The following is a 20,183-nucleotide window of genomic DNA, read 5'->3' on the forward strand; positions in this document are numbered from 1 at the left end:
CACACGGGCGGCGATGTCCTCGCCTATTCGTCGAGGGCGGGGCCGGCCTCGTGGTGGGGCCGGCCGCGGGTGCGCTCGCGCTGCTTCATCCGGGCCTCGTAGACGTGCCGGTCGCCGTCGGCCAGCTCCGCGCGGGCCCGCTCGTCGAAGTCCCGGAACACCGACCAGTAGTTCGCGTCGTAGTCCTCGACGATCTGGAAGGTCCAGCGGTCGGCGATGACGTTGCGGCCGACCAGGTCACGGTCGAGGTCGTCGGCCAGCTGCGTGTGGCCGGCCTCGCGGAACAGCTCGACGGCGTCCTGGAGCAGCAGGTCGGCCTTGCCCGAGTGCTGGTGGAAACCGTAGAGCTGCCCGCGGGCCTGCTCGATGGTCTCCAGGGCCTCGGACAGCTTGCCCAGGCCCTCCACCGTGGTGTCGTCGAGGTCGAGCCGGCTGCGGTCGGTGCTCACCACCCCATCGTGCGGTGCAGGCCGTCCGTCCGCAGGTCAGCGAGCGGGGAGGAGCGGGACTCCGCCCGGTGATCACGGCGTTGTTGCATGCGACACCGAGGGAGACGCCGGGCGGGCCCGCATCAACCCGCGATCGACGCGGGACGGCGCCGCGATGCGGTCCGGAGGGCCGCCGGGTGGTCAGCGGGCGGCGATCGCGGCGTCGATGAGCCGCTCGGCGAGCGCGCGGCCGTGCGCGGCCGGGCCGTCGGGGCCGAGCAGCCCGCCGGAGAGGTACATGCCGTCGATGATCAGGTGGACCTGCGCGGCGAGGTCGTCACCGGCACCGGGCACCACCTGGCCGGCGAGGCGCTCCAGGCGCGCGTGCAGCTCGAACTTGTAGTCGGCGGCGGCGCTGCGGGCGGGGTGCTGCGGGTCGTCGTACTCGCTGCTGACGTTCGTGAACGGGCAGCCGCGGAAGCCGGTGCGGGTGACGTCCCGCTCGACGACGTCGACCACCGACAGCAGCGCGGCCCGGGGGTCCCCCTCCCGGCGCACCAGCTCGGCGTCGATGAAGGCCAGCACGGTGGCCGCCTTGCGCGCCAGGTAGGCGCCGACGAGGTCGTCCTTGCTCTTGAAGAGCCGGTAGACCGTCATCTTGCCGAGCCCGGTCTCGCGGACCAGCTCGTCCATGCCCACGCTGCGGGAGCTGCGGGTGGCGAACAACCGCTCCGCGGTGTCCAGGACGATGGCCTGCCGCTCGGCCCGGCTCCGGCGGACGGGAACCGTGGCGTCGTCGACGGCGAGGGGGAGGGCGGCTGCGGTCACGTCGGGGATGCTGCCCCAGCCCGTGACGGATCAGTTCGCGGCACGCCGGGGTCCGGCGCCTGGTGGTTGCAGTGAGTGACGAGAGACGCCCGGGTTGGCCGGGACCCCGGTGGTCGGTGGGACGGTTGTGACGTTCCGTGACTTCGGGGTCCCCGGCCATCCTCCGCATCCCCCGGCGCTCGGGGGATCCGGGAGGGGGCGGTCAGGCCCGGCGCACCCGGCGGGGGTTGGCCAGCATCCGCGCCACGGGGACGGCCGAGGCCTGCTGGGCCTGCGACCCGTCCGCCTGACGCTCGGTCGGGTTCTCGTCGATTACTCGCATGTCGCGCTGCGTGTCCTCCATACCACCCAGCGTCCCCCGCGCGAGGGCCCGGGAAACAGACCTGAAACGGTGAGTTGAAGCGGAAACGCTGAGAGATGGGTCACTCTGCGTGCCCGTCGAGGTCGCTGCGGAGGGCCGCCAGGAGCGCGTCCCCGGCCTCGGCGCGGGACGGCGCGACGGTGGACATGCTGAACCGGTCGACCAGCCCCGCGAAGCGCTCGCGCACCCGTGCGCCGACGTCCGCCGGGCCGGCGACCACGGCGAACGCGTCCAGGACCTCGTCGTCGACCAGGTCGCGCATCGCCGTCCAGCGGTCCTCGCGGCGCCCGACGGACAGCGCGTGCAGCTCGTCGGCGAGGCCCTCCCAGCCGTGCAGCTCCAGCACCGGCCGGTAGGCGGGCGTGCTGCCGTAGAAGGCGATCTGGGCGCGGACCGCGTCGGAGGCCGCCGCCCGCTCGACGTCGGTCGCCCCGGTGACGACGAACCCGGGCAGGCTCACCGGTACGTCGGACCGCGACCGGCCGGACGCCGACAGCCCCTCGGCCAGCGCCGGCAGTGTGCGCTCGCGCAGGTACCGGGCGGTGGTGAAGGAGTGCGCGAAGAGGCCGTCGGCGATCTCGCCGGCCAGCCGGGTCATCGCCGGCCCCACGGCGGCCAGGTACACCGGCGGCCCACCCCACGCGTGCGGTTCGGGGCTGAACACCGGCGTCATGAGGGTGTGCGTGTAGTGCTCGCCCCGGAAGCGGAGCGGGGTGCCCTCCTGCCAGGCCGACCAGATGGCCCGCAGCGCGGCGACGTACTCGCGCATCCGCGGCACCGGGGCGCTCCACGGCATCGAGAACCGCCGCTCCACGTGCGCGCGCACCTGGGTCCCCAGGCCCAGGACGAACCGGCCGCGGGTGTGGCGCTGCAGGTCGTGGGCGGTGATGGCCACCGTCATCGGGGACCGGGCGAAGGCGACCGCGATCGCCGTCCCGACCTGCAGCCGGGTGGTCGCCCGGCCGGCGACCAGCAGCGGGAGGAACGGGTCGCGGTTGGTCTCCGACGTCCACACGCCGGCGTAGCCGCGCTGCTCCAGGTCGCGGGCGACCCCGGGTACCTCGTCGAGGTCGGCGGGCAGGGTGGCGTCGAGCAGCACGGCACCGCAGCCTGCCGCACCGGCCACCCCGCCCGCCAGCGTTCAGGGGGTGTCCGCGCCCCCGCCCTGAGTGTCCTCGCCCTCGGCGGGCTCCTCGGCGCGCGGCGTGCGGCCGCTGGTCGAGTCCTCGCCGGGCGGGTCGCCCTCGGCGCGTTCGGGGCTGCGCGGCGGGCGTTCCGGCTCGGTCATCGTCGTCCTCCTCGGTCGGGGCTCGGTGCGCTCCGCCCGGCCAGTGCCCGGCGAACCGGCTGCTCAACCCCGCAGCGTCGTCGCCGGCGGCAGCTCGCGACGCAGTCGGGCGACGGCCGCTGCGTCCGGCAGCGCGGCGCGGGCACCGGCCCCCGTGGTGGACAGCGCGGCCGCGGTCACCGCGACGGCGACGGCCTCGCTGGGTACCGCCCCGTCGGCCAGGGCGACGCCGAGCGCGCCGCAGAAGCAGTCGCCGGCCCCGGTGGTGTCGACCGCCCGCACCGGTGGCGGTGCCTGTAGCAGCGTCGGCCCGACGCCGGGCACCAGCAGCGCGCCGCGGGCCCCCAGGGTCACGACCACGGTGTCCGCCTCGAGCGCGCGCGCCAGGCCGGCGAGCTCGGCCGGGCTGCGGTCGGCCGGTGCGGCGCCGGCCAGCGTCACCAGCTCGTGCTCGTTCGGCACCAGCACGTCGACGCGGGCGAGCAGCTCGGGCGGGAGGGGTCGGGCCGGGGCGGGGGTGAGGACGACGGTGCCGCCGGCGGCGGCCGCGGCGGCCGTCACGGTGGCCAGCGGGATCTCCAGCTGCAGGAGGACCACCCCCGCGTCCCGCACTGGGTCGACGTCGACGTCCGCCGGCCGCAGTTGGGCATTGGCCCCGGGGACGACGACGATGAGGTTCTCCCCGCTGCCCTCCTCGACCGGGATCGTCGCGCTGCCGGTGGGGCTCCCCGCGATCTGCCGCACGTGCGCCACGTCGACCCCCGCCTCGGCCAGCGCCGCGAGCTGCCGCTCCCCGGCCGGGTCGGCGCCGACCCGGCCGACCATGACCACCCCGGTGCCCAGCCGGCCGGCCGCCGCCGCCTGGTTCGCGCCCTTGCCCCCCGGGGCCAGCACCGTGTCGCGGCCGATGGCGGTCTCCCCGCGCCCGGGTAGGCGCCCGACGCGCACCAGCACGTCCTCGTTGAGGCTGCCGACGACGGTCACTGACACGCGCACCTCCGGAGGGACGACCGGGGTCAGCTCTACCAGAGCCCGCTCACACCGGGGGTGACCGGCGGTGGCGCAGGGGGGCGACGTACCAGGAGACCGCGCCCACCAGGACGACGAACCCGCAGCCGATCACGGCCGGCCACCGGCCCAGCACGACGTCGAGCACCAGCAGGACCGCGCTGGCGATGCCGAGGAAGAGCAGGCCCAGCCCGATGAGCAGTGCGCGGTCGGCGAAGGCCACCAGCTCCGCCTTGCGTCGTTGACGGAACAGCGTGCGGTGGAACGACACGGGCGCGATCAGCACCAGGATCGCGGTCGCCGTGCTGAGCAGGGTGACCGTGTAGACGGTGGTGCCGAACAGCCCCTGCTCGTCGAAGCGGACCGTGAACGGCAGGGTCAGCAGGAAGGCGAACAGCACCTGGACGCCGGTGATCGCGACCCGCATCTCCTGCAGCAGCTCCGCGAGGTTTCGGTCGAGCACCTGCTCCGGCGTCTGGCCCCGGAGCTGCGCGGTCTCGGTCGCGTCCGTCCGGTCCACCGTCCGCATCGTCCGTTTCCGAGCCATCTGGCTGCGGTACCGCACGGACGAGCACCCGACACCCCCGGAGGCACGCGCATGGCGAACTGGGGCCACGATCCGCGCGAGGGCCGTTGAATGCCCGCATGAGCGGACTGCCCCGCAACGACCCCCGCCAGTACGACGAGCTCGCCGACCAGTGGTGGGACGTCTCGGGCGGGTTCGCCGCGCTGCACTGGCTGGCCGCCTCGCGCGCCGAGCACATCCCGCCGGCCGCGGCACCGGGCGCGGTGCTGGTCGACCTGGCGTGCGGTGGCGGTCTCATGGCGCCCCACGCGGCCCGGCTGGGCTACGCGCACGTCGGGGTCGACCTCGGTCGGCGCGGGCTGGAGTCCGCCCGCGAGCACGGGGTGCTGGCGGTGCAGGCGTCGGTGTACGCCGTCCCGCTCGCCGACGGGTGCGCGGACGTCGTCGTCGCCGGGGAGATCCTCGAGCACGTCGAGGACGACGTCGCCGTCCTGGCCGAGTGCGCCCGGCTGCTGCGGCCGGGGGGCACCCTGGTGATCGACGCCCTGGCGGCGACCCGCGTGGGGCGGTTCCTCATGGTGACCGTGGCCGAACGGCTCCCCGGAGGCCCGCCACCGGGACTGCACGACCCGGCACTGTTCGTGGACCGTCGCCGGTTGCTGGCCGAGGCCGACCGCCTGGGACTCGACCTGCGGCTGGTCGGCCTGCGCCCCTCGATGCGGGAGGCGATCGCCTGGCGGCTGGGCCGGCGCCGCTCGGTCCGGATGAAGCCGACCCGCTCCACCGCGGTGGTCTTCGCCGGGTACGGCCGCAAGCGATGATGCGGCGCGACGTGCAGGTCACCCGTACCGTTTCCGCATGATGCCGAGCCCGTGCACCAGCGGAGCAGCGGCCGGGAGCACCCTGCTGCGAGCCCCCGTGACCGCCGCCCCGCCCCCGTGGTCAGGCGACGGCGAGGTGGCCTGGTGAGCGCCGCCGTCGTCACCGGCGCCGGAGCCGCCCTGCCCACGACGATCGACCAGGACGCCGTCTGGGACGGCTTCTTCGCCGGGCACTACGCCGGGCTGCGCGCCGCGCGGCGCATCTTCAGCTCCTCCGGGGTGCGCCGCCGCCACGCGGTGGCCAACCCGCTGGACGAGGACCTCAGCACCTGGGGCACCGGCGCCCGGATGCAGCGCTACGTGCAGGAGGCGCTCCCGCTCGGCAAGCAGGCGGTGGCCGGGGCCCTCGACGCCGCCGGCCTGGCCCCGGGGGACGTCGGCCTGTTCGCGGTCGCCACCTGCACGGGCTACGCCACGCCCGGCCTGGACATCCGCCTGGCCAACGACCTGGGCATGCCGGCCGGCCTGCAGCGGCTGCTGGTCGGGCACATGGGCTGCTACGCCGCCATCCCCGGGCTGGCCGCTGTCGCCGACTTCGTGACGGCCCGGTCCAGGCCGGCCGTGCTGCTCTGCTGCGAGCTGACCAGCCTGCACGTGCAGCCGGCCCAGGCCGACCTCGAGCAGGTCGTCGCGCACGCGCTGTTCTCCGACGCCGCGGCCGCGGTCGTGGTGCAGCCCGGGGCCCGGCGCGGGCGCCGGGTGGCCGGCATCGTGGCGCGCACCGACGCCTCCACCGCCGACCACATGACCTGGGACGTCACCGACCTCGGGTTCCGCATGGGCCTGTCGCCGCGGGTGCCCGACGTGCTGTCCCGGCACGTCGGCGACGTCGTCGACGAGCTGCTCACCGGCGTCGGGCTGCGCTCGGAGGACGTCGCCGGATGGGCGGTGCACCCCGGCGGTCCGCGCATCCTGGACGTCGTCCGCGACGAGCTGGGCCTGGCCGAGACCCAGCTCGCGGCCTCCCGGCGAGTGCTGGCCGAGCACGGCAACTGCTCGTCGGCCACGGTGCTGCTCGTGCTCGACGAGCTCGGGGACGTCGACGGCCCGGTCGTCGCCATGGCGTTCGGCCCCGGCCTCACGCTGTACGCCGCCGTGCTCCTCCCCGCCTGACCGCACACTCGCGCCGCGTGACGGCGGCCGTCCCGCCTCCTAGGCTCTGTGAACTGGGTCACTCGCCAGGAGGGGGCTGCTGGTGGGGGAAGAGCGCACGGACGTGCGGGTCTTCCTCGTCGACGACCACGAGGTCGTGCGGCGGGGGGTGGCCGAGCTGCTCGAGGAGGACCCGGCGATCCGCGTGGTGGGCGAGGCCGGGTCGGTCGCCGAGGCCCTGGCCCGCGTGCCCGCGGTGCGGCCGGACGTCACCGTCGTCGACATGCGGCTGCCCGACGGCGACGGCGCCGAGGTCTGCCGGCAGCTGCGCGAGCGCGTGCCCGGCCTGCGCTGCCTGATGCTGACCAGCTACGCCGACGACGACGCGGTCGCCGCCGCGGTGGCCGCCGGCGCGGCCGGCTACCTGCTCAAGCAGGTGCGCGGCTCGGCGCTGGTGTCCGCGGTCCGGACCGTCGCCACCGGTGGGACGCTGTTCGACCAGGACGCCGGATCGGTGCTGGCCGCCCGCCGCCGCCCCGTCGAGCGCGACCGCCGGCTCGCGGTGCTGACCGAGCAGGAGCGCACGGTGCTGCGGCTGATCGGTGAGGGGCTGACCAACCGGCAGATCGGGGAGCGGATGGGTCTTGCGGAGAAGACGGTGAAGAACTACACCAGCCACCTGTTGGCCAAGCTGGGCCTGGAGCGCCGCACCCAGGCGGCCATCCTCGCCACCGAGCTGCGCGACCGCCCCGACGCGGGCGGTTGAGCCGACCGCCCAGCCCGGTCAGCGCTGGGTGGGGAGCGGCACCGTCCAGCGGATCTCCGTCCCCGCCGGGCCGGCCGACGTCGTCAGCCGGCCACCGTGCCGCTCGGCGCGGTCGGTGAGGTTGGTGAGCCCGCTGCGGACGGTCACCGCCGGCAACCCCGTGCCGTCGTCGGTGACCACGACTCGCACGTCGGACGTGACGCTGACCGTCACCGCCACGCGGCTGGCCCGGGCGTGCCGGACGACGTTGGTCACCAGCTCCCGGACGACGGCGACCACGTCGGGCACCAGCCCCGAGGGCAGCTCGTCCAGACCCTTGAAGCGGACGTCGGGTCGGACGCCCTGGCCCCCGGTGATCGACCGGACGACGTCGGCGATGCGGGTACGCACCGCGTCGGGCGAGTCGTCCTCGGGCTGGTGCAGCTCGAAGATGGCCGACCGGATGCGGGCGATCGTCCCGTCCAGCTCGTCGACCCGCTCCGCGAGCCGGGCGGCGGCCTCCGGGTGGTCGGCCGTCAGTGACCGGCTGATCCGGTCCAGCGCCAGGCCCGTGGCGAAGATCCGCTGGACGACGTGGTCGTGCAGGTCGCGGGCGATCCGGTCGCGATCGGCCTCCACCTGCAGCCGGCGTTCCCGCTGCTGGCTGCGGGCCAGCTGCAGGGCGACGGCGGCCTGGGCGGCGAAGGCCGAGGCGTGCTCCAGGGTGTCGGGCCGGAAGGGCTCGCCTCCGCTGCGCCGCATGGCCACCACGGTGCCCAGGGGCGGGCGGCCGCCGAGCGGGATGAACAGGGTCGGCCCGTAACCGGTGGCGAGCTCGCCCAGCACCGGCGCCTGCCGTCCCTCGGCGGCCGCCGCGCTCACGTCGGCGATGATCCGGGGCACGCCGGACCGGTGCGCCACCCCCAACTGGCTGTCGGCCAGGGGCAGCCGCACGCCCTCGACGTCCTCGCTGTCCAGGCCCACGGCGTCGACGACGGTGAGGACGTCGGCGTCGTCCGGGCTGGGCACGAGCACCCCGGCACTGTCGGCGGCGGCCAGGGCGGCGACCCGCTCGGCGATCGCGCGGAGCACGGTGTCCGGGTCGGCGCCGGAGAGCAGGGCGGTCACGATGTCCGTCCCGGCCTGCGCCCACGCCCGCCGGTGCTCGGCCCGCTCCACGCGCAGGGCGTTCTCGATGGCCAGGCCGGCGGTCGCGGCGAGCGCCTGCACCGCGCGCTCGTCGACGTCGGTGAACGACCCCTCGGGCCGCTTGACGGTCAGGAACAGGATGGCGAACACCGACCCGGCCGCCCGGATCGGCATGCCCAGGAAGCTGTGCATCGGAGGGTGGCCGGGCGGGAAGCCGACCGCCTCGGGGTGGGTGGTGAGGTCGTCGAGGCGCAGGGGGCCGGAGGCGCCGATCATCATCCCCAGCACGCCCTCGCCGGTGGGGAGGCGGCCGATGCGCTCCCGCACGGCGGCGTCCATGCCGACGACGACGAACCGCTCGATGTGGGTGCCGGTGCGGTCCAGCACGCCGAGCGCGCCGAAGGTCGCGTCCAGGTGCTCGACAGCCGCGCTGACGACCCCCCGCAGCGTCGCGTCGAGGTGGTCGCTGTGCGCCGCCGCCCGGACGCCGGCGGCGAGGACGGGGACGGGGATCGGCACACCGGGGTCCTCGGCGGCGGGCGGGGTCACGGCCCGGCCACCGGGGGCCCCGGGAGCGGTGGGAGGAGTGCGGGGATGGGGGCCTCCGGTCACGCCCCGCGGGCCAGGCGGCGCGGGTGCGGGCGGGGGACCGCCGGGCGCAGCAGCGTCTTGCCGTGCGCGCTGACGACGACGAGGTCGGCGCCGCGGGCCGCTCCGGTGAGCGCCTCGAACACCGGCCGCTCGAGCACCGTGGTGCGGGTGCGCCCGACCACGCCGGTCTCGGCGATGGCGCGCAGCACCAGCGCCTCCAGCCGCTCGAGGGCGGGTGCGGGGTCGCGGCGTCCCAGGGCGGCCAGCGGATCGGGGTCGGTCTCCTCCAGGACGCTGACCGCCACCACGGTGCCCTCCCGGCGGGCGGCCTCGCGCAGTGCCCACACCAGGGCGCCGTAGCTGCCGGGGGAGCCGTCGACGTCGACGACGAGCCACGGGTTCTGCCGGCGCGGCAGCCACGGCGTGAGCCGGGTGGGTCCGACCGCCGCCGGGTCGCCGGTCCCGTCCGGCCCCGTGCCGTCCGTCATGTCGCCCCCCTGTGCGCGCACCGCGCCGTCGACCGGCCGCCGGACGAGCCGGGGAGACCCGGGGTCCTTCGCGCGCGGCTCTCCACGAAGCCCGAGTGCATCGGCCATGCGGGGCATCGTGACGGCCCGTCCGCGGCTCCGGCAGGGCCCAAGGACCCGGTGTCCGCCCAGGTCGAGGAGTGACGACACCGTTCCGGTTCGGAACCGTGCGTGCCACTGCGTGGAGTGACCGTTTGGTGACATCGCCTCTCGGTCGGGTGGTGGTGGCCGCGTCGCCGCCGTCCGCGGCGCGGTTCACCGGGGGCCGGGCGCGGTGCCGGAGACCGCGGTGGCGTCCCGGTCGTCGTCGTGCAGGACCTGCGCCACCAGCCCACCGGCCGTGACGGCGGCCGCGGTCAGTGGGGCCTGCGCCCGGCTGGTCTCCACCAGCAGGACCCCGCCGGGAGCCAGCCACCGGCGCGCCCCAGCGGCCACCCGGCGCTGCAGCCCGACGCCGTCCGCGCCGCCGTCCAGGGCGGTGCGGGGCTCGTGCTCGCGTGCCTCCGGGGGCATCAGCGCGATCGCCGCCGTCGGGACGTAGGGGGCGTTGACCGCCAGCAGGTCCACCCGCCCCCGCAGCCCGGCCGGCAGGGCGTCGTAGAGGTCCCCCTGGTGGACCCGGCCGCCGACGGGGACGACGTTGCGCTCGGCGCAACGGACCGCCACCGGGTCGACGTCGGCGGCGTGCAGCTCCACCGGGCCGACGGCGGCGGCCACAGCCACGCCCACCGCACCCGTGCCGCAGCAGAGGTCGACCACGACCGGCCGGGACGCGTTCGCCAGGACGGTGGCCGCGTGGTCGACGAGGAGGCCGGTCCGGCGACGCGGCACGAAGACCCCGGGCGCGACGGCGATGCGCAGGCCGCAGAACTCCGCCCAGCCGAGCACCGTCTCCAGCGGCTCCCCGGCCACCCGCCGGGCGACCAGCCCCTCGAGGGCGGCCGGGTCCGGTGTCGCGGCGACGAGGGCGGCGGCCTCCTCGTCGGCGAAGACGCAGCCGGCGGCACGGAGGCGGGCCACGAGCTCAGGAGAGGGAACGGGGACCTCCGGCCGGGCACGGACGTCGGCCCGCCGGAGGGCGCCCGCGAGGGGCGAGGAGAGCGGGTGACGAGAATCGAACTCGCACTGTCAGCTTGGGAAGCTGATGTTCTGCCATTGAACTACACCCGCAGGACGCAGCCGAGCTTACCCGGACGGTGCCCGGGGAGGGGAGCAGGGTCCCCGGCGGGGGTGTCCGCCCGGCCACGCCTCCTGCTGCACCCGGAACGGCCGATGGCGAGGGCCAGCACCGCCGCCGTCCGAGGGGCGCGGGCTCCTGCGGTCAGACCGAGCGGATGACCACCGTCGTGCCGGCCGGGCTCGGGGTCGCGGTGATCTCGCCGACCGCGCTCATCAGCATCGAGCCGCGGCCCCGGTCCATGCTCGGTACCCGCTCGCGCCACCGGCCGTAGTCGCGGACGGCGATCTCCACCCGGCCTCGGGCCACGTCGACCGCGACGTCGATGAACGGCTCGGTCGGGTCCTGGGCGTGCTCGACGGCGTTCGTGGCGGCCTCGCAGGTGGCGAGCACGAGGTCGTAGGCGCGGTCCTCGTCCAGGCCGGCCTCCGCGAACAGCGCCCGCAGCCGGCGGCGCAGCGCCGGGATGGCCGAGCCGGCCGCGGGGAACCGCCAGTGGCCCGTGACCGGCCGGGACGCGGGAGCGCGGTCCGGCGACGGGGCGGACACGGGCGCGGACGCCGTCATCGGCAGCCGGGGCGCCGGTGTCACGGGGGGTGCGGGGAGCCCGGCGTGGCCGGCCCCGTCGCCCGACGGCGGCGGGGGGACGGCGCCGCGGGAGCCGGCGGCGCGGTCGAGCACCGCCCGCAACCGGGCGATCAGCTCGGCGGACTCGAACGGCTTGGGCAGGTAGTCGTCGACCCCGGCGTCGAACCCCTCGACGGCGGCCTCCTGGCCGGCCCGCGCGGTCAGCATGACCACCGGCACCGTCCGCGTCGCGGGGTCGGCCCGCAGCGCACGGAGCAGGCCGAACCCGTCCAGCCCCGGCATCATCACGTCGGTCAGCACCACGTCCGGGCGAGCCGAGGCGAGGACCGCCAGCGCCTCCAGGCCGTTGGTCGCCGTCCGGACGCTCCAGTGCGGGGACAGCAGCCGGGTGAGGTAGGCGCGCATGTCGGCGTTGTCGTCCACCACCAGCACGCAGGTGCCCGGCTCGGGTGCGGTGCCGGGCTCGGGCGCGGTCCGGGCGAGGTCGTCGTCCCAGGGGGTGACGGCCGCACCGCGGGCGGCCTCGGACGGCGCGGCGGTGGGTGCGGCGGTGACGGCGTCCGGGGAGCCGAAGGGCACGGTGACGGTGAAGGTGCTGCCGGCCCCGGGCTCGCTGGACACCCGGATGCCGCCGCCGTGCAGCGCGGCGAGCTCGCGGACCATGGCCAGCCCCAGTCCGGTGCCCTCGCGGCTGCGGGCGGGGGAGCCGGCGACCCGGTGGAAGCGTTCGAACAGGTGCGGCAGCTCCTCGGCGGGGATGCCCACGCCGGTGTCGGACACCTGCAGCGTGATCACGTCGCCGTCGGCCCGCAGGGTGACGGCGATGGCCCCGACGAAGGTGTACTTCACCGCGTTCGCGACGAGGTTGACGACGATCTTCTCCCACATCCGCGGGTCGACGAACGCCGGGCGACCCAGCGGGGGGCAGTCGACCGTCAGCTCCAGCCCGGCCCGCTCGGCCGCGGCGCGCAGCACCCCGGCCAGCTCCGTCGTGAGGGCGGGGAGGTCGGTCTCCACCCGGACGGCGGCGGTGCGGCCGGCCTCGATGCTGACGAACTCCAGCAGGTCGTTGACCAGGCCCTGCAGCCGCTGCCCGTTGCGCAGCGCGAGGGTGAGCTGGTCCCGCGCGGCCGGCGGCAGCGCGACCCCGGACAGCGCGTCGGCGATCGGGGCCAGCAGCAGGGTCAGGGGGGTGCGCAGCTCGTGGCTCACGTCGGCGAAGAACGCCGTCTTGGCCCGGTCGAGCTCGGCGAGGGCCTCCGCGCGGGCCCGCTCGGCGGCGTAGGCGCGCGCGTTGAGCACCGCGCCGGCGAACTGGGCGGCGAGCAGCTCGTGGAACGAGCGGTACTCCTCGTCCAGCGCCCGGTTGGGGTTGACGCCGACCACGAGCGCGCCCACCTGCTCGGCGCCCGGGCTCCCGGCCAGGGGGAGGACGACGGCCGCGGTGACCGGGTCGCCCCACGGCCCCCCGGGGACCGCCAGCCGCTCGACCTCGGGCGGCAGCAGCTCCGTGGCGGAGGCCGCCGTCTCGGGCAGCAGCCGCGGGTCGCAGCCCACGGTGGCTGCCCGCCGCAGTCCGGTGCCGTCGGGTCCGGCGAGGTAGACGGCCGCGAACGGGACGTCGAGGGGGTTGCCGGCCAGCGTGGCGGTCATCCCCTCCACCGTGGCCAACTCGTCGCCCAACCGGCCGGAGCCGGCGACGTCGTGCAGCAGCCGCTGGCGGCGCTCGGCCAGGACCTGGCGGGTGACCTCCGTGCAGACCGCGTGCATGCCGGCGACCTCGCCGTCGTCGCCGTAGGCCGGGGCGTGGGAGACCGTGAAGTAGGTCTCCTCGCGGTACCCGGCCCGCTCGAGCAGCAGCAGCAGCTGCGGGATCCACGACGGCTCGCGGGTGGTCATCGCCCGCTCGACGGGGCCCTCGAGGGCCGCCCAGCCCTCCGCGAGGGTGACCCGCAGGTCGTCCCCGATGGCGCCGGGGTGCTTGCCGCCGATCAGGTCGGCGTAGGCGTCGTTGTAGATCTGGGTGAACTGCGGACCCCAGGTGAGGATCATGGGGAAGCGCGAGGCCAGCACCGTGCGGACGGCGTGCCGGAGGCTGGCCGGCCAGCCGGAGACCGGCCCGAGCGGGGTGGTGGACCAGTCCAGCGCGGCCATCAGCCGACCGTTCTCGCCGCCGTCCCGGAACAGCTCGGCGTCCCCCGGGCCCGGTGGCAGGCCGGTGTGGGCGCTGGGGGGCACGCACACCTCCGACTCCGGTCCTCGACGGGCGCGCCGGCGCCGTGGCTCGTGCGCCGGTCGCCCGGTCAGAGGCCGGACGACCGGCCCGAACCGTACCCCGGTGTCATCGGCGCATCTCGGCGAGGAAGCCGGTCGCCTCCGACCGCAGCCGCTCGGCCATCTGGGACAACCCGGTGATGTCGCTGGCACCGGCGCCCATGGAGGCCGAGCCGTCGACCGCGGCGGCGATGCCGTCCACGAGACCGTTCATCTCGGTGACCGTCGTCCCCACCTTGTCCATGACGGCGGCGACCTCCTCGCAGGCCTCCCGGACCTGCTCGACCTGGGTGGTGACCCGCACGGTGGCCCGGGCGGTCTGGTCGGCGAGGTCCTTGACCTCGGTGGCGACGACGGCGAAGCCCTTGCCGGCCTCGCCGGCACGGGCGGCCTCGATGGTGGCGTTGAGGGCCAGCAGCCGGGTCTGTGCGGCGACGGCGTCGATGAGTGCGATGACGTCCTTGATCTCCGCGGAGGACCGGGTGAGCGAGCTCATCGTCTCCTGCGCCGTCCCCGTCTCCGCGCTCGCCGCCGACGCCGCGGCGGTCAGCCCGGACGCCGAAGCGCTCATCTCCGTCGACGCCGTCGCGACCTGCTCGGACATCGCCAGGACGACGGCCTCGAACTCGTCGGCCAGCCGCAGCCGGGCGGTCTGTGCCTCGGTGACCCGGCCGGCGGTCCGCTCCATGGCCGCCCGGGCGGTGTTGATCTCCGCGGCGCCCTTGCGGTAGGCCCCGGCCAGCCCGGTGAGCAGCACCGAGCGGGAGAAGCGGCCCTCCGCCGCTGCGGCGAGCGCCGCCGACGACTCGCGGACGAAGGCGTCGGAGACGTCGAGCACGCGGTTCGCGCTGTCGTGCAGGGTTTGCAGCTCCGGCACGGCCTCGATGCCCGGCGTCGGGCGGCTGCGGGCCTCGAGGTCGCCGCGCGCGGCGGCCAGGCACGTCTCGGTCAGCTGACGGACGAACGCCCGGTAGACCGCGAGCTCCTCGGCGTCGCTGCGCCGTCCGCCTTCGCCCCTCGTGCGGATGCCCACCTCAGCGCTCCTCGCGGTTGATGACCGACCAGATGAACTCGTCGTACGACGGCGCCTGCTCCGCGACCAGCTCGTCCAGCAGCCGGGACGACGCCTCGACCGCGGCCTTGGCCGTCGGGTACCGGCGCTCCTCGGCGAGCAGCCGCTGGTAGAGGGGGGCGACCTGGCGGATCGCGCCGGGGGCGGGGCTGCGCCGGTTCGAGTGGTAGCCGACGACCGAGCCGTCGGTGCCGTAGGACGGCGTGACGTGGGCCAGGACCCAGTAGTGCGCGCCGTCCGCGGCGAGGTTGTTGATGTAGGCGAACAGTTCCTGGCCCGCCGCGAGGGTCCGCCACAGCAGCGCGAAGACCGCGCGCGGCATGTCCGGGTGCCGGATGAGGTTGTGCGGCTGCCCCACGACCTGGTCCAGGTCGTAGTCGCTGACCCGCAGGAAGACGTCGTTGGCGTAGGTGATGACGCCCCGCAGGTCGGTCTTGGAGACGATCAGCTCGTCGCGGCCGAACGTGCGCTCCACGCCCGTGGGCCGGACGCCACGGCCGGCGCTCCGGGTGGCCGGGGGCCGCGCCTGCGTGTCGGGCAAGTGTCCTCCTGGGGGCGGGCTGGGGTGCTCCTGTGTCATCGGCAGCCGCGGCGCCGGGTGTAGCCGGGCGGGGACGCCACCGGTGTCGGTCACGGAGGCCTGGGGACCGCGCGGTTCCGGTTCGCCCGGGAGGGTGAGGGCGGGCCTCCCTAGACTCCGGCGCATGCTGCTGTCCGACCGCGACATCGCGGCCGCCATCGCCGAGGGGCGGCTCGGCATCGAGCCCTATGACGAGGGGCTGGTGCAGCCCTCGAGCATCGACGTCCGGCTGGACCGGTTCTTCCGTGTCTTCAACAACGCCCGGTACACCCACATCGACCCCGCGCAGCAGCAGGACGACCTGACCACGCTGGTCGAGCCCGACGGTGACGAGCCGTTCGTCCTGCACCCGGGGGAGTTCGTCCTCGGCTCGACGCTCGAGGTGGTGACCATCCCCGACGACCTCGCCGCCCGCCTGGAGGGCAAGAGCTCACTGGGCCGGCTCGGGCTGCTCACCCACTCCACGGCCGGCTTCGTCGACCCGGGGTTCAGCGGCCACATCACGCTGGAGCTGTCCAACGTGGCCAACCTGCCGATCACGCTGTGGCCGGGCATGAAGATCGGCCAGCTGTGCCTGTTCCGGCTGACCAGCCCGGCCGAGCACCCGTACGGCTCCGCGGTCTACGGCTCCCGCTACCAGGACCAGCGCGGCCCCACGCCGTCCCGGTCGTTCCGCAACTTCACCCGCGCCGAGACCCGCCGTCCGGCTCCGTGACGTGGACGGTGACCGGCGGCTCGGCCCCGGCCACCTCCACGACGTCGCCGTGGTGGGCGGCCGATGACCAGCCCGGCACCTCGTCGTCGACGAAACGCGGCCGGGAGACGAACCAGCCGGTGACCATGAGCACGGCCACCCCGGTGAGCACGACGACGAACATGCCGGTGTAGCCGCCGGTGCTGCCCCGCAGGACGCCGACCAGCAGCGGCCCGGCCCCGGCGAGCAGGTACCCCCACCCCTGGACGACGGTGGACAGTGCGGCCGTCGTCTCCGCGGTCCGGGCCCGCAGCCCGATCAGCGTGAGCACCATGGCGAAGGTGCCCATGCCGAGGGCGAGCAGGCTCATCCACAACCACGGCACGGTGCGCGGGGCGAGCCAGAGGCCCACCCAGCCGGCGACGTAGCAGACCCCGAAGCCGGCGAGCAGGGGCCGCTGCAGGTGCTGCCGGACCGTGAGCACCGGGATGATCGCGTTGAGCGGGATGACCACGATGGTGTTGATGCCGAGCAGCAGGCCGGCGGTCGCCGCGCTCAGGCCGGAGTCCCGCAGGTACTGCGCCGTCCACCCGAGGAGGACGTAGGCCTGCATCGACTGGGCCCCGAAGAAGACCGCCAGCGCCACGGCCATCGGGCTGCGCACGAGGGAGCGCATCCGCACCGCGGCGCGGGCGTCGCGGGCGGCGTCCCGGGACGCGCCCGGGCGGGCCGGCACGGCCAGCCAGGGCAGCGCGGCCAGCAGCGCGGGCACCGCCCAGCAGCCCAGCGCCCAGCGCCAGCCGTCGGCCCCGGCGGCGGCAGCGATCGGCGCCGCGGAGATGGAGGCGATCGCGCCGCCGCCGGCCATCGACATGCTGTAGGCGCCGACCAGCAGCCCCGTCCGGCTCGGGAAGTAGCGCTTGACCAGGCTGGGCAGCAGCACGTTGCCCAGCGCGCCGCCGACCATCGCCAGCACCGTGCCGACGAGGAACAGCCAGAAGGTGCCGGCCAGAGCCCGTACCACCAGGCCGGCGGCCATCGCGATCAGCGCGCCGGCCAGCACGTGCCCGTCGCGGAAGCGGGCGGCCAGCGGTGGTCCGGCGAAGCCGATGGCGGCGAAGCACAGCACCGGCATGGTGGTGATCAGCCCGGCCATCCCGCTGGAGATGCCCAGGCCCCGCTCGATCTCCTCCAGCACCGGCCCGATGCTGTTGACCGCGGTGCGCAGGTTGAAGCCGGTCAGGACGATCGCCGTCCCGATGAGCAGCAGCCCGCGGCGGTGCCCCGCGGCGGTCGGGGTGGCGGGGGGAGCCGGCGCGGTGCTGCGTGTCACCGGACGATGGTCCCCCTCCGACCGGGACGAGGTTCCGCCGGGTGGTTAGCCCATGCAACCATCGGCCTCCCCGTGCCCGGCCGCCCGGACCCGCCGAGGAGGATCGGCGCGCATGTCGAGTGCTGCATGGGCCAACCTCATCCAGACCGTGGCCCTGGTCGTCGGGGCCGCCGCGCTTCTGTTCGCAGCCAAGCAGGTACGGCTGGCGCGCCACGGGGGCGGCGGGGCGAACGTCCTCCAGCTGTGGACCTTCCTGCAGAGCGAGACGGCGCGAGCCGACGGGCGGACCCTGTACGCGGCAGTCGCGCGGACCGGCTCGTCCGACCCCGACGCCGGCAACTGGACTCCGGCGGAGGTCGACGCGGCGCGCCACGTCTGCTCGACCTGGTCCGCCGCCGGACTGCTCGCCCGGCGGGACCTCGTGCCCGCGGACGTCCTGCTCGAGGGGTGGGGCGCCAACATTGCGCGCACCTGGTCGGTGACGGCGGATTTCGTGGCGTGGGAGCGGGCCCGCCGCCAGGACCCGGGGCTGTGGCATGGCTTCGAGTGGCTGGCGGCCCGGGCGGGGGAGCGGTGACGCCTGCGGCGTGGTCGCGGGGACGGCGCGGTCGGCGGCCCGCCATCCCGGCCCCCGGGAGACGACGACGGCGCGGGCTCCCCGAGGGGAACGCGCGCCGTCGTGTCTGGAGCGGTGCAGGTCAGCTCTGCGGGCCGTGCTCCGTGCTGGCCGAGTCCAGGCCCGCCACGTCGTCGGCCTTCGTGCCGACGTCCGCGCCCGACTCGGTGCCCGGGGCGCCGACCGGGGCGAGCGAGCGCAGCAGGATCTGGCTGACGTCGAGGACCTCGACGTGCTCCCCGGCCTCGCCGTTCTGCTTCTTGGTGGTCAGCGCGTCACTGAGCATCGTGATGCAGAACGGGCACGCGGTGGAGATGACGTCCGGGTCGAGGTCGAGGGCCTCCTCGGTGCGCTCCATGTTGATCCGCTTGCCGATCTTCTCCTCCATCCACATGCGGGCGCCGCCGGCGCCGCAGCAGAAGCCGCGGTCCTTGCAGCGGTGCATCTCCTGGGTGGACAGACCCTGGACGGAGTCGAGGATCTCCCGCGGCGGCGTGTAGACCTTGTTGTGCCGGCCGAGGAAGCACGGGTCGTGGTAGGTGACCTTGCGGTCGACCGGGGTGACCGGGGTCAGCCGGCCCCCCTCCACCAGCTGGTTGAGCAGCTGCGTGTGGTGCACGACCTCGTAGTCGCCGCCGACCTGCGGGTACTCGCGGCCGAGTGAGTTGAAGCAGTGCGGGCAGGTGGTGACGATCTTGCGCATCCCGGGGACGCGCCCCTCGAAGACGCCGTTGAGCGTCTCCACGTTCTCCATGGCCAGCTGCTGGAAGACGAACTCGTTGCCCATGCGGCGGGCCGGGTCGCCGGAGCAGGTCTCCCCGGAGCCGAGGACGGCGAACTCCACGCCGGCGGTGTGCAGCAGCTCGGCGACGGCCTTGGTGACCTTCTTCGCGCGGTCGTCGATGGCGCCGGCGCAGCCGACCCAGAACAGGTACTCGACGTCGTAGTCCAGCGGGCCGTCGGCCATCCGGACCTCGAAGTCCATCTCCTTGATCCAGTCCTCGCGGGTGCTGGCCTGGACGCCCCACGGGTTGCCCCGGTTCTCCAGGTTGCGCAGCATCACGCCGGCCTCGGAGGGGAAGTTGGACTCGATGAGCACCTGGTAGCGGCGCATGTCGTCGATGTGGTCGACGTGCTCGATGTCGACCGGGCACTGCTCGACGCAGGCGCCGCAGTTGGTGCAGCTCCACAGGACGTCGGGGTCGATGACCCCGCCCTCCTCGAGCGTGCCCACCAGCGGGCGGTGCGCCTGGGCGTCGTTGGTGCCCTCGATGCGCGCGTAGCCCGACGCCCAGACCTGCTCGTCGCTGGGCTTCAGGACGTCGTAGTCGGGGGCGGTCTCGGACGCGGTCCGCTCGCCGAGCAGGTACGGGGCCTTCGCGTACAGGTGGTCGCGGAGGTCCATGATCACCATCTTGGGGCTGAGCGGCTTGCCCGTGTTCCACGCCGGGCACTGGCTCTGGCACCGCCCGCACTCGGTGCAGGTGGTGAAGTCCAGCATCCCCTTCCAGGTGAAGTCCTCGATCTTGCCGCGACCGAAGACGGCGTCCTCGTCGGGGTCCTCGAAGTCGATCGGCACGCCCCCGGAGGTCATCGGCTGCAGCGGGCCCAGCGCGACGCCGCCGTCGTCCTCACGCTTGAAGTAGATGTTGAAGAAGGCGCTGAACCGGTGCCAGGCGACGCCCATGTTCAGGATCCGGCTGATGACGACCAGCCAGACCAGCGAGACGACGATCTTGACGAACGCGACGAGCGAGAGCAGGTCTGGGCTGTCGGGCAACAGGTTCGCCACGGCGCCGGAGACCGGGTGCGACCAGGCGGGTGCGTCGGTCAGGCCGGAGGAGACCTTCAGCGCGCGGATCAGCAGGATGCAGACGCCGACGGTCAGGACGACGGCCTCGACGAAGTAGCCGCGGCCCTCGTTCGTGCCGGCGAAGCGGCTCGTGCGGCCCTGCCGGCGCGGGTGGTCCCGCTGGCGCCGGATGATCAGGTAGATGATCCCGAGGATCGTCCCGGCGCCGATGACGTCGGCGAAGAGGTTCCACAGGCCCCACTCGCCGATCAGCGGCAGGTGGAAGGCCGGGTTCCAGACCTCACCGAAGGCTTCGACCAGGGTGAGGAACAGGCCGTAGAACCCGACGAAGACGAACCAGTGGGCCACACCGATCGTCGACCACTTGAGCATCCGGGTGTGGCCGAGGGACTCGACCAGCAGCGTCTTCAGCCGGGTCTTCGCCGGGCCGAAGCGGGTGCCGTCGGGCTGACCGGTCCGGATGATCCGGACCATCGCGCGCACCGCCCGGTAGGCCATCACGGACGCCACGACCAGGAACAGCACGCTGATCGTCCCCAGGACGATCTGCAACGGGCCCGTCATGTTCTTCCTCCCGCACACGCCTGACGGCGTCGGTTGATCCCCCGCCCG

Annotated in this window: 20 protein-coding genes and 1 tRNA gene; 5 read left to right on the plus strand and 16 right to left on the minus strand. The window is 74.9% G+C overall.

What is annotated here, in order from left to right:
• Positions 1-23: 23 nt before the first annotated feature.
• From CRP39_RS05985 to CRP39_RS06005, 7 genes are all read right to left on the minus strand, one after another.
• Positions 24-449, minus strand: a complete 426-nt coding sequence (locus tag CRP39_RS05985) for a hypothetical protein (protein WP_097205335.1) — start codon at positions 447-449, stop codon at positions 24-26.
• A 180-nt stretch (positions 450-629) separates the two neighbouring features.
• Positions 630-1,256, minus strand: a complete 627-nt coding sequence (locus tag CRP39_RS05990) for a TetR/AcrR family transcriptional regulator (RefSeq protein WP_097205336.1) — start codon at positions 1,254-1,256, stop codon at positions 630-632.
• A gap of 202 nt (positions 1,257-1,458) precedes the next feature.
• The gene (locus CRP39_RS26690; RefSeq protein WP_172442314.1) at positions 1,459-1,599 is read right to left on the minus strand and encodes a hypothetical protein; all 141 of its coding nucleotides are present in this window, start codon (positions 1,597-1,599) and stop codon (positions 1,459-1,461) included.
• Between the two features lie 79 nt (positions 1,600-1,678).
• Entirely contained in the window at positions 1,679-2,716 is a 1,038-nt protein-coding gene (locus CRP39_RS05995) for a TIGR03617 family F420-dependent LLM class oxidoreductase (protein ID WP_097205845.1), read from the minus strand.
• Positions 2,717-2,758: 42 nt separating this feature from the next.
• Entirely contained in the window at positions 2,759-2,905 is a 147-nt protein-coding gene (locus CRP39_RS26695) for a hypothetical protein (protein ID WP_172442315.1), read from the minus strand.
• 63 nt (positions 2,906-2,968) lie between these two features.
• Positions 2,969-3,895, minus strand: a complete 927-nt coding sequence (locus CRP39_RS06000; RefSeq protein WP_097205337.1) for a ribokinase — start codon at positions 3,893-3,895, stop codon at positions 2,969-2,971.
• 46 nt (positions 3,896-3,941) lie between these two features.
• The gene (locus CRP39_RS06005; protein WP_097205339.1) at positions 3,942-4,442 is read right to left on the minus strand and encodes a DUF6328 family protein; all 501 of its coding nucleotides are present in this window, start codon (positions 4,440-4,442) and stop codon (positions 3,942-3,944) included.
• A 116-nt stretch (positions 4,443-4,558) separates the two neighbouring features.
• Here CRP39_RS06005 and CRP39_RS06010 point away from each other — a divergent pair, with 116 nt between their 5' ends.
• The 3 genes from CRP39_RS06010 to CRP39_RS06020 all read left to right on the plus strand — a co-directional run bounded on the left by CRP39_RS06010 (position 4,559) and on the right by CRP39_RS06020 (position 7,178).
• On the plus strand, positions 4,559-5,260 hold the full coding sequence (locus CRP39_RS06010; RefSeq protein WP_097205340.1) for a methyltransferase domain-containing protein: 702 nt from the start codon (positions 4,559-4,561) through the stop codon (positions 5,258-5,260).
• A 144-nt stretch (positions 5,261-5,404) separates the two neighbouring features.
• Positions 5,405-6,433, plus strand: a complete 1,029-nt coding sequence (locus tag CRP39_RS06015; protein WP_097205342.1) for a type III polyketide synthase — start codon at positions 5,405-5,407, stop codon at positions 6,431-6,433.
• Positions 6,434-6,515: 82 nt separating this feature from the next.
• The gene (locus CRP39_RS06020) at positions 6,516-7,178 is read left to right on the plus strand and encodes a response regulator (protein ID WP_097205343.1); all 663 of its coding nucleotides are present in this window, start codon (positions 6,516-6,518) and stop codon (positions 7,176-7,178) included.
• A gap of 18 nt (positions 7,179-7,196) precedes the next feature.
• Here the strand turns inward: CRP39_RS06020 and CRP39_RS06025 are convergent, their stop codons facing one another.
• From CRP39_RS06025 to CRP39_RS06055, 7 genes are all read right to left on the minus strand, one after another.
• On the minus strand, positions 7,197-8,855 hold the full coding sequence (locus CRP39_RS06025; RefSeq protein ID WP_245853674.1) for a GAF domain-containing sensor histidine kinase: 1,659 nt from the start codon (positions 8,853-8,855) through the stop codon (positions 7,197-7,199).
• 59 nt (positions 8,856-8,914) lie between these two features.
• Positions 8,915-9,385, minus strand: coding sequence for a universal stress protein (locus CRP39_RS06030; protein ID WP_101811050.1), 471 nt, complete (start codon positions 9,383-9,385; stop codon positions 8,915-8,917).
• 294 nt (positions 9,386-9,679) lie between these two features.
• Positions 9,680-10,444, minus strand: coding sequence for a putative protein N(5)-glutamine methyltransferase (locus CRP39_RS06035; protein ID WP_097205348.1), 765 nt, complete (start codon positions 10,442-10,444; stop codon positions 9,680-9,682).
• Positions 10,445-10,523: 79 nt separating this feature from the next.
• Positions 10,524-10,594: transfer RNA gene (locus CRP39_RS06040), tRNA-Gly, on the minus strand.
• Between the two features lie 151 nt (positions 10,595-10,745).
• On the minus strand, positions 10,746-13,427 hold the full coding sequence (locus CRP39_RS06045; RefSeq protein ID WP_245853632.1) for an ATP-binding protein: 2,682 nt from the start codon (positions 13,425-13,427) through the stop codon (positions 10,746-10,748).
• A gap of 103 nt (positions 13,428-13,530) precedes the next feature.
• Positions 13,531-14,496 carry a methyl-accepting chemotaxis protein gene (locus tag CRP39_RS27160; protein WP_216359631.1) on the minus strand — a complete coding sequence of 322 codons (966 nt, stop codon included), beginning with the start codon at positions 14,494-14,496 and terminating at the stop codon, positions 13,531-13,533.
• Between the two features lies 1 nt (position 14,497).
• The gene (locus tag CRP39_RS06055; RefSeq protein ID WP_216359632.1) at positions 14,498-15,076 is read right to left on the minus strand and encodes a PAS domain-containing protein; all 579 of its coding nucleotides are present in this window, start codon (positions 15,074-15,076) and stop codon (positions 14,498-14,500) included.
• 163 nt (positions 15,077-15,239) lie between these two features.
• On the opposite strand from CRP39_RS06055, the gene dcd reads away from it, so the two are divergent.
• Positions 15,240-15,830, plus strand: coding sequence for a dCTP deaminase (gene dcd, locus CRP39_RS06060; protein ID WP_097205349.1), 591 nt, complete (start codon positions 15,240-15,242; stop codon positions 15,828-15,830).
• Here the strand turns inward: dcd and CRP39_RS06065 are convergent.
• Entirely contained in the window at positions 15,796-17,142 is a 1,347-nt protein-coding gene (locus CRP39_RS06065) for an MFS transporter (RefSeq protein ID WP_097205351.1), read from the minus strand. The two genes, dcd and CRP39_RS06065, sit on opposite strands and share 35 nt — an antisense overlap.
• 112 nt (positions 17,143-17,254) lie before the next feature.
• On the opposite strand from CRP39_RS06065, the gene CRP39_RS06070 reads away from it, so the two are divergent.
• Complete coding sequence (locus CRP39_RS06070; RefSeq protein WP_097205352.1) at positions 17,255-17,719, plus strand: DUF4760 domain-containing protein; 465 nt, start codon at positions 17,255-17,257, stop codon at positions 17,717-17,719.
• A gap of 121 nt (positions 17,720-17,840) precedes the next feature.
• On the opposite strand, the gene CRP39_RS06075 is transcribed toward CRP39_RS06070, so the two are convergent.
• Positions 17,841-20,135, minus strand: coding sequence for a (Fe-S)-binding protein (locus CRP39_RS06075; protein ID WP_097205353.1), 2,295 nt, complete (start codon positions 20,133-20,135; stop codon positions 17,841-17,843).
• Between the last annotated feature and the right edge of the window lie 48 nt (positions 20,136-20,183).

This window comes from Geodermatophilus sabuli (genome assembly GCF_900215145.1).
Lineage (GTDB): Bacteria > Actinomycetota > Actinomycetes > Mycobacteriales > Geodermatophilaceae > Geodermatophilus > Geodermatophilus sabuli.

What these genes read in the sequence shown, in the direction of transcription:
- CRP39_RS06010 (WP_097205340.1), top strand. Translation starts at nt 4,559, where the DNA reads ATGAGCGGACTGCCCCGCAACGACCCCCGCCAGTACGACGAGCTCGCC.
- CRP39_RS06005 (WP_097205339.1), bottom strand. Translation starts at nt 4,442, where the DNA reads ATGCGGACGGTGGACCGGACGGACGCGACCGAGACCGCGCAGCTCCGG.
- CRP39_RS06070 (WP_097205352.1), top strand. Translation starts at nt 17,255, where the DNA reads ATGTCGAGTGCTGCATGGGCCAACCTCATCCAGACCGTGGCCCTGGTC.
- dcd (WP_097205349.1), top strand. Translation starts at nt 15,240, where the DNA reads ATGCTGCTGTCCGACCGCGACATCGCGGCCGCCATCGCCGAGGGGCGG.
- CRP39_RS06030 (WP_101811050.1), bottom strand. Translation starts at nt 9,385, where the DNA reads ATGACGGACGGCACGGGGCCGGACGGGACCGGCGACCCGGCGGCGGTC.
- CRP39_RS26695 (WP_172442315.1), bottom strand. Translation starts at nt 2,905, where the DNA reads ATGACCGAGCCGGAACGCCCGCCGCGCAGCCCCGAACGCGCCGAGGGC.
- CRP39_RS06075 (WP_097205353.1), bottom strand. Translation starts at nt 20,135, where the DNA reads ATGACGGGCCCGTTGCAGATCGTCCTGGGGACGATCAGCGTGCTGTTC.
- CRP39_RS26690 (WP_172442314.1), bottom strand. Translation starts at nt 1,599, where the DNA reads ATGGAGGACACGCAGCGCGACATGCGAGTAATCGACGAGAACCCGACC.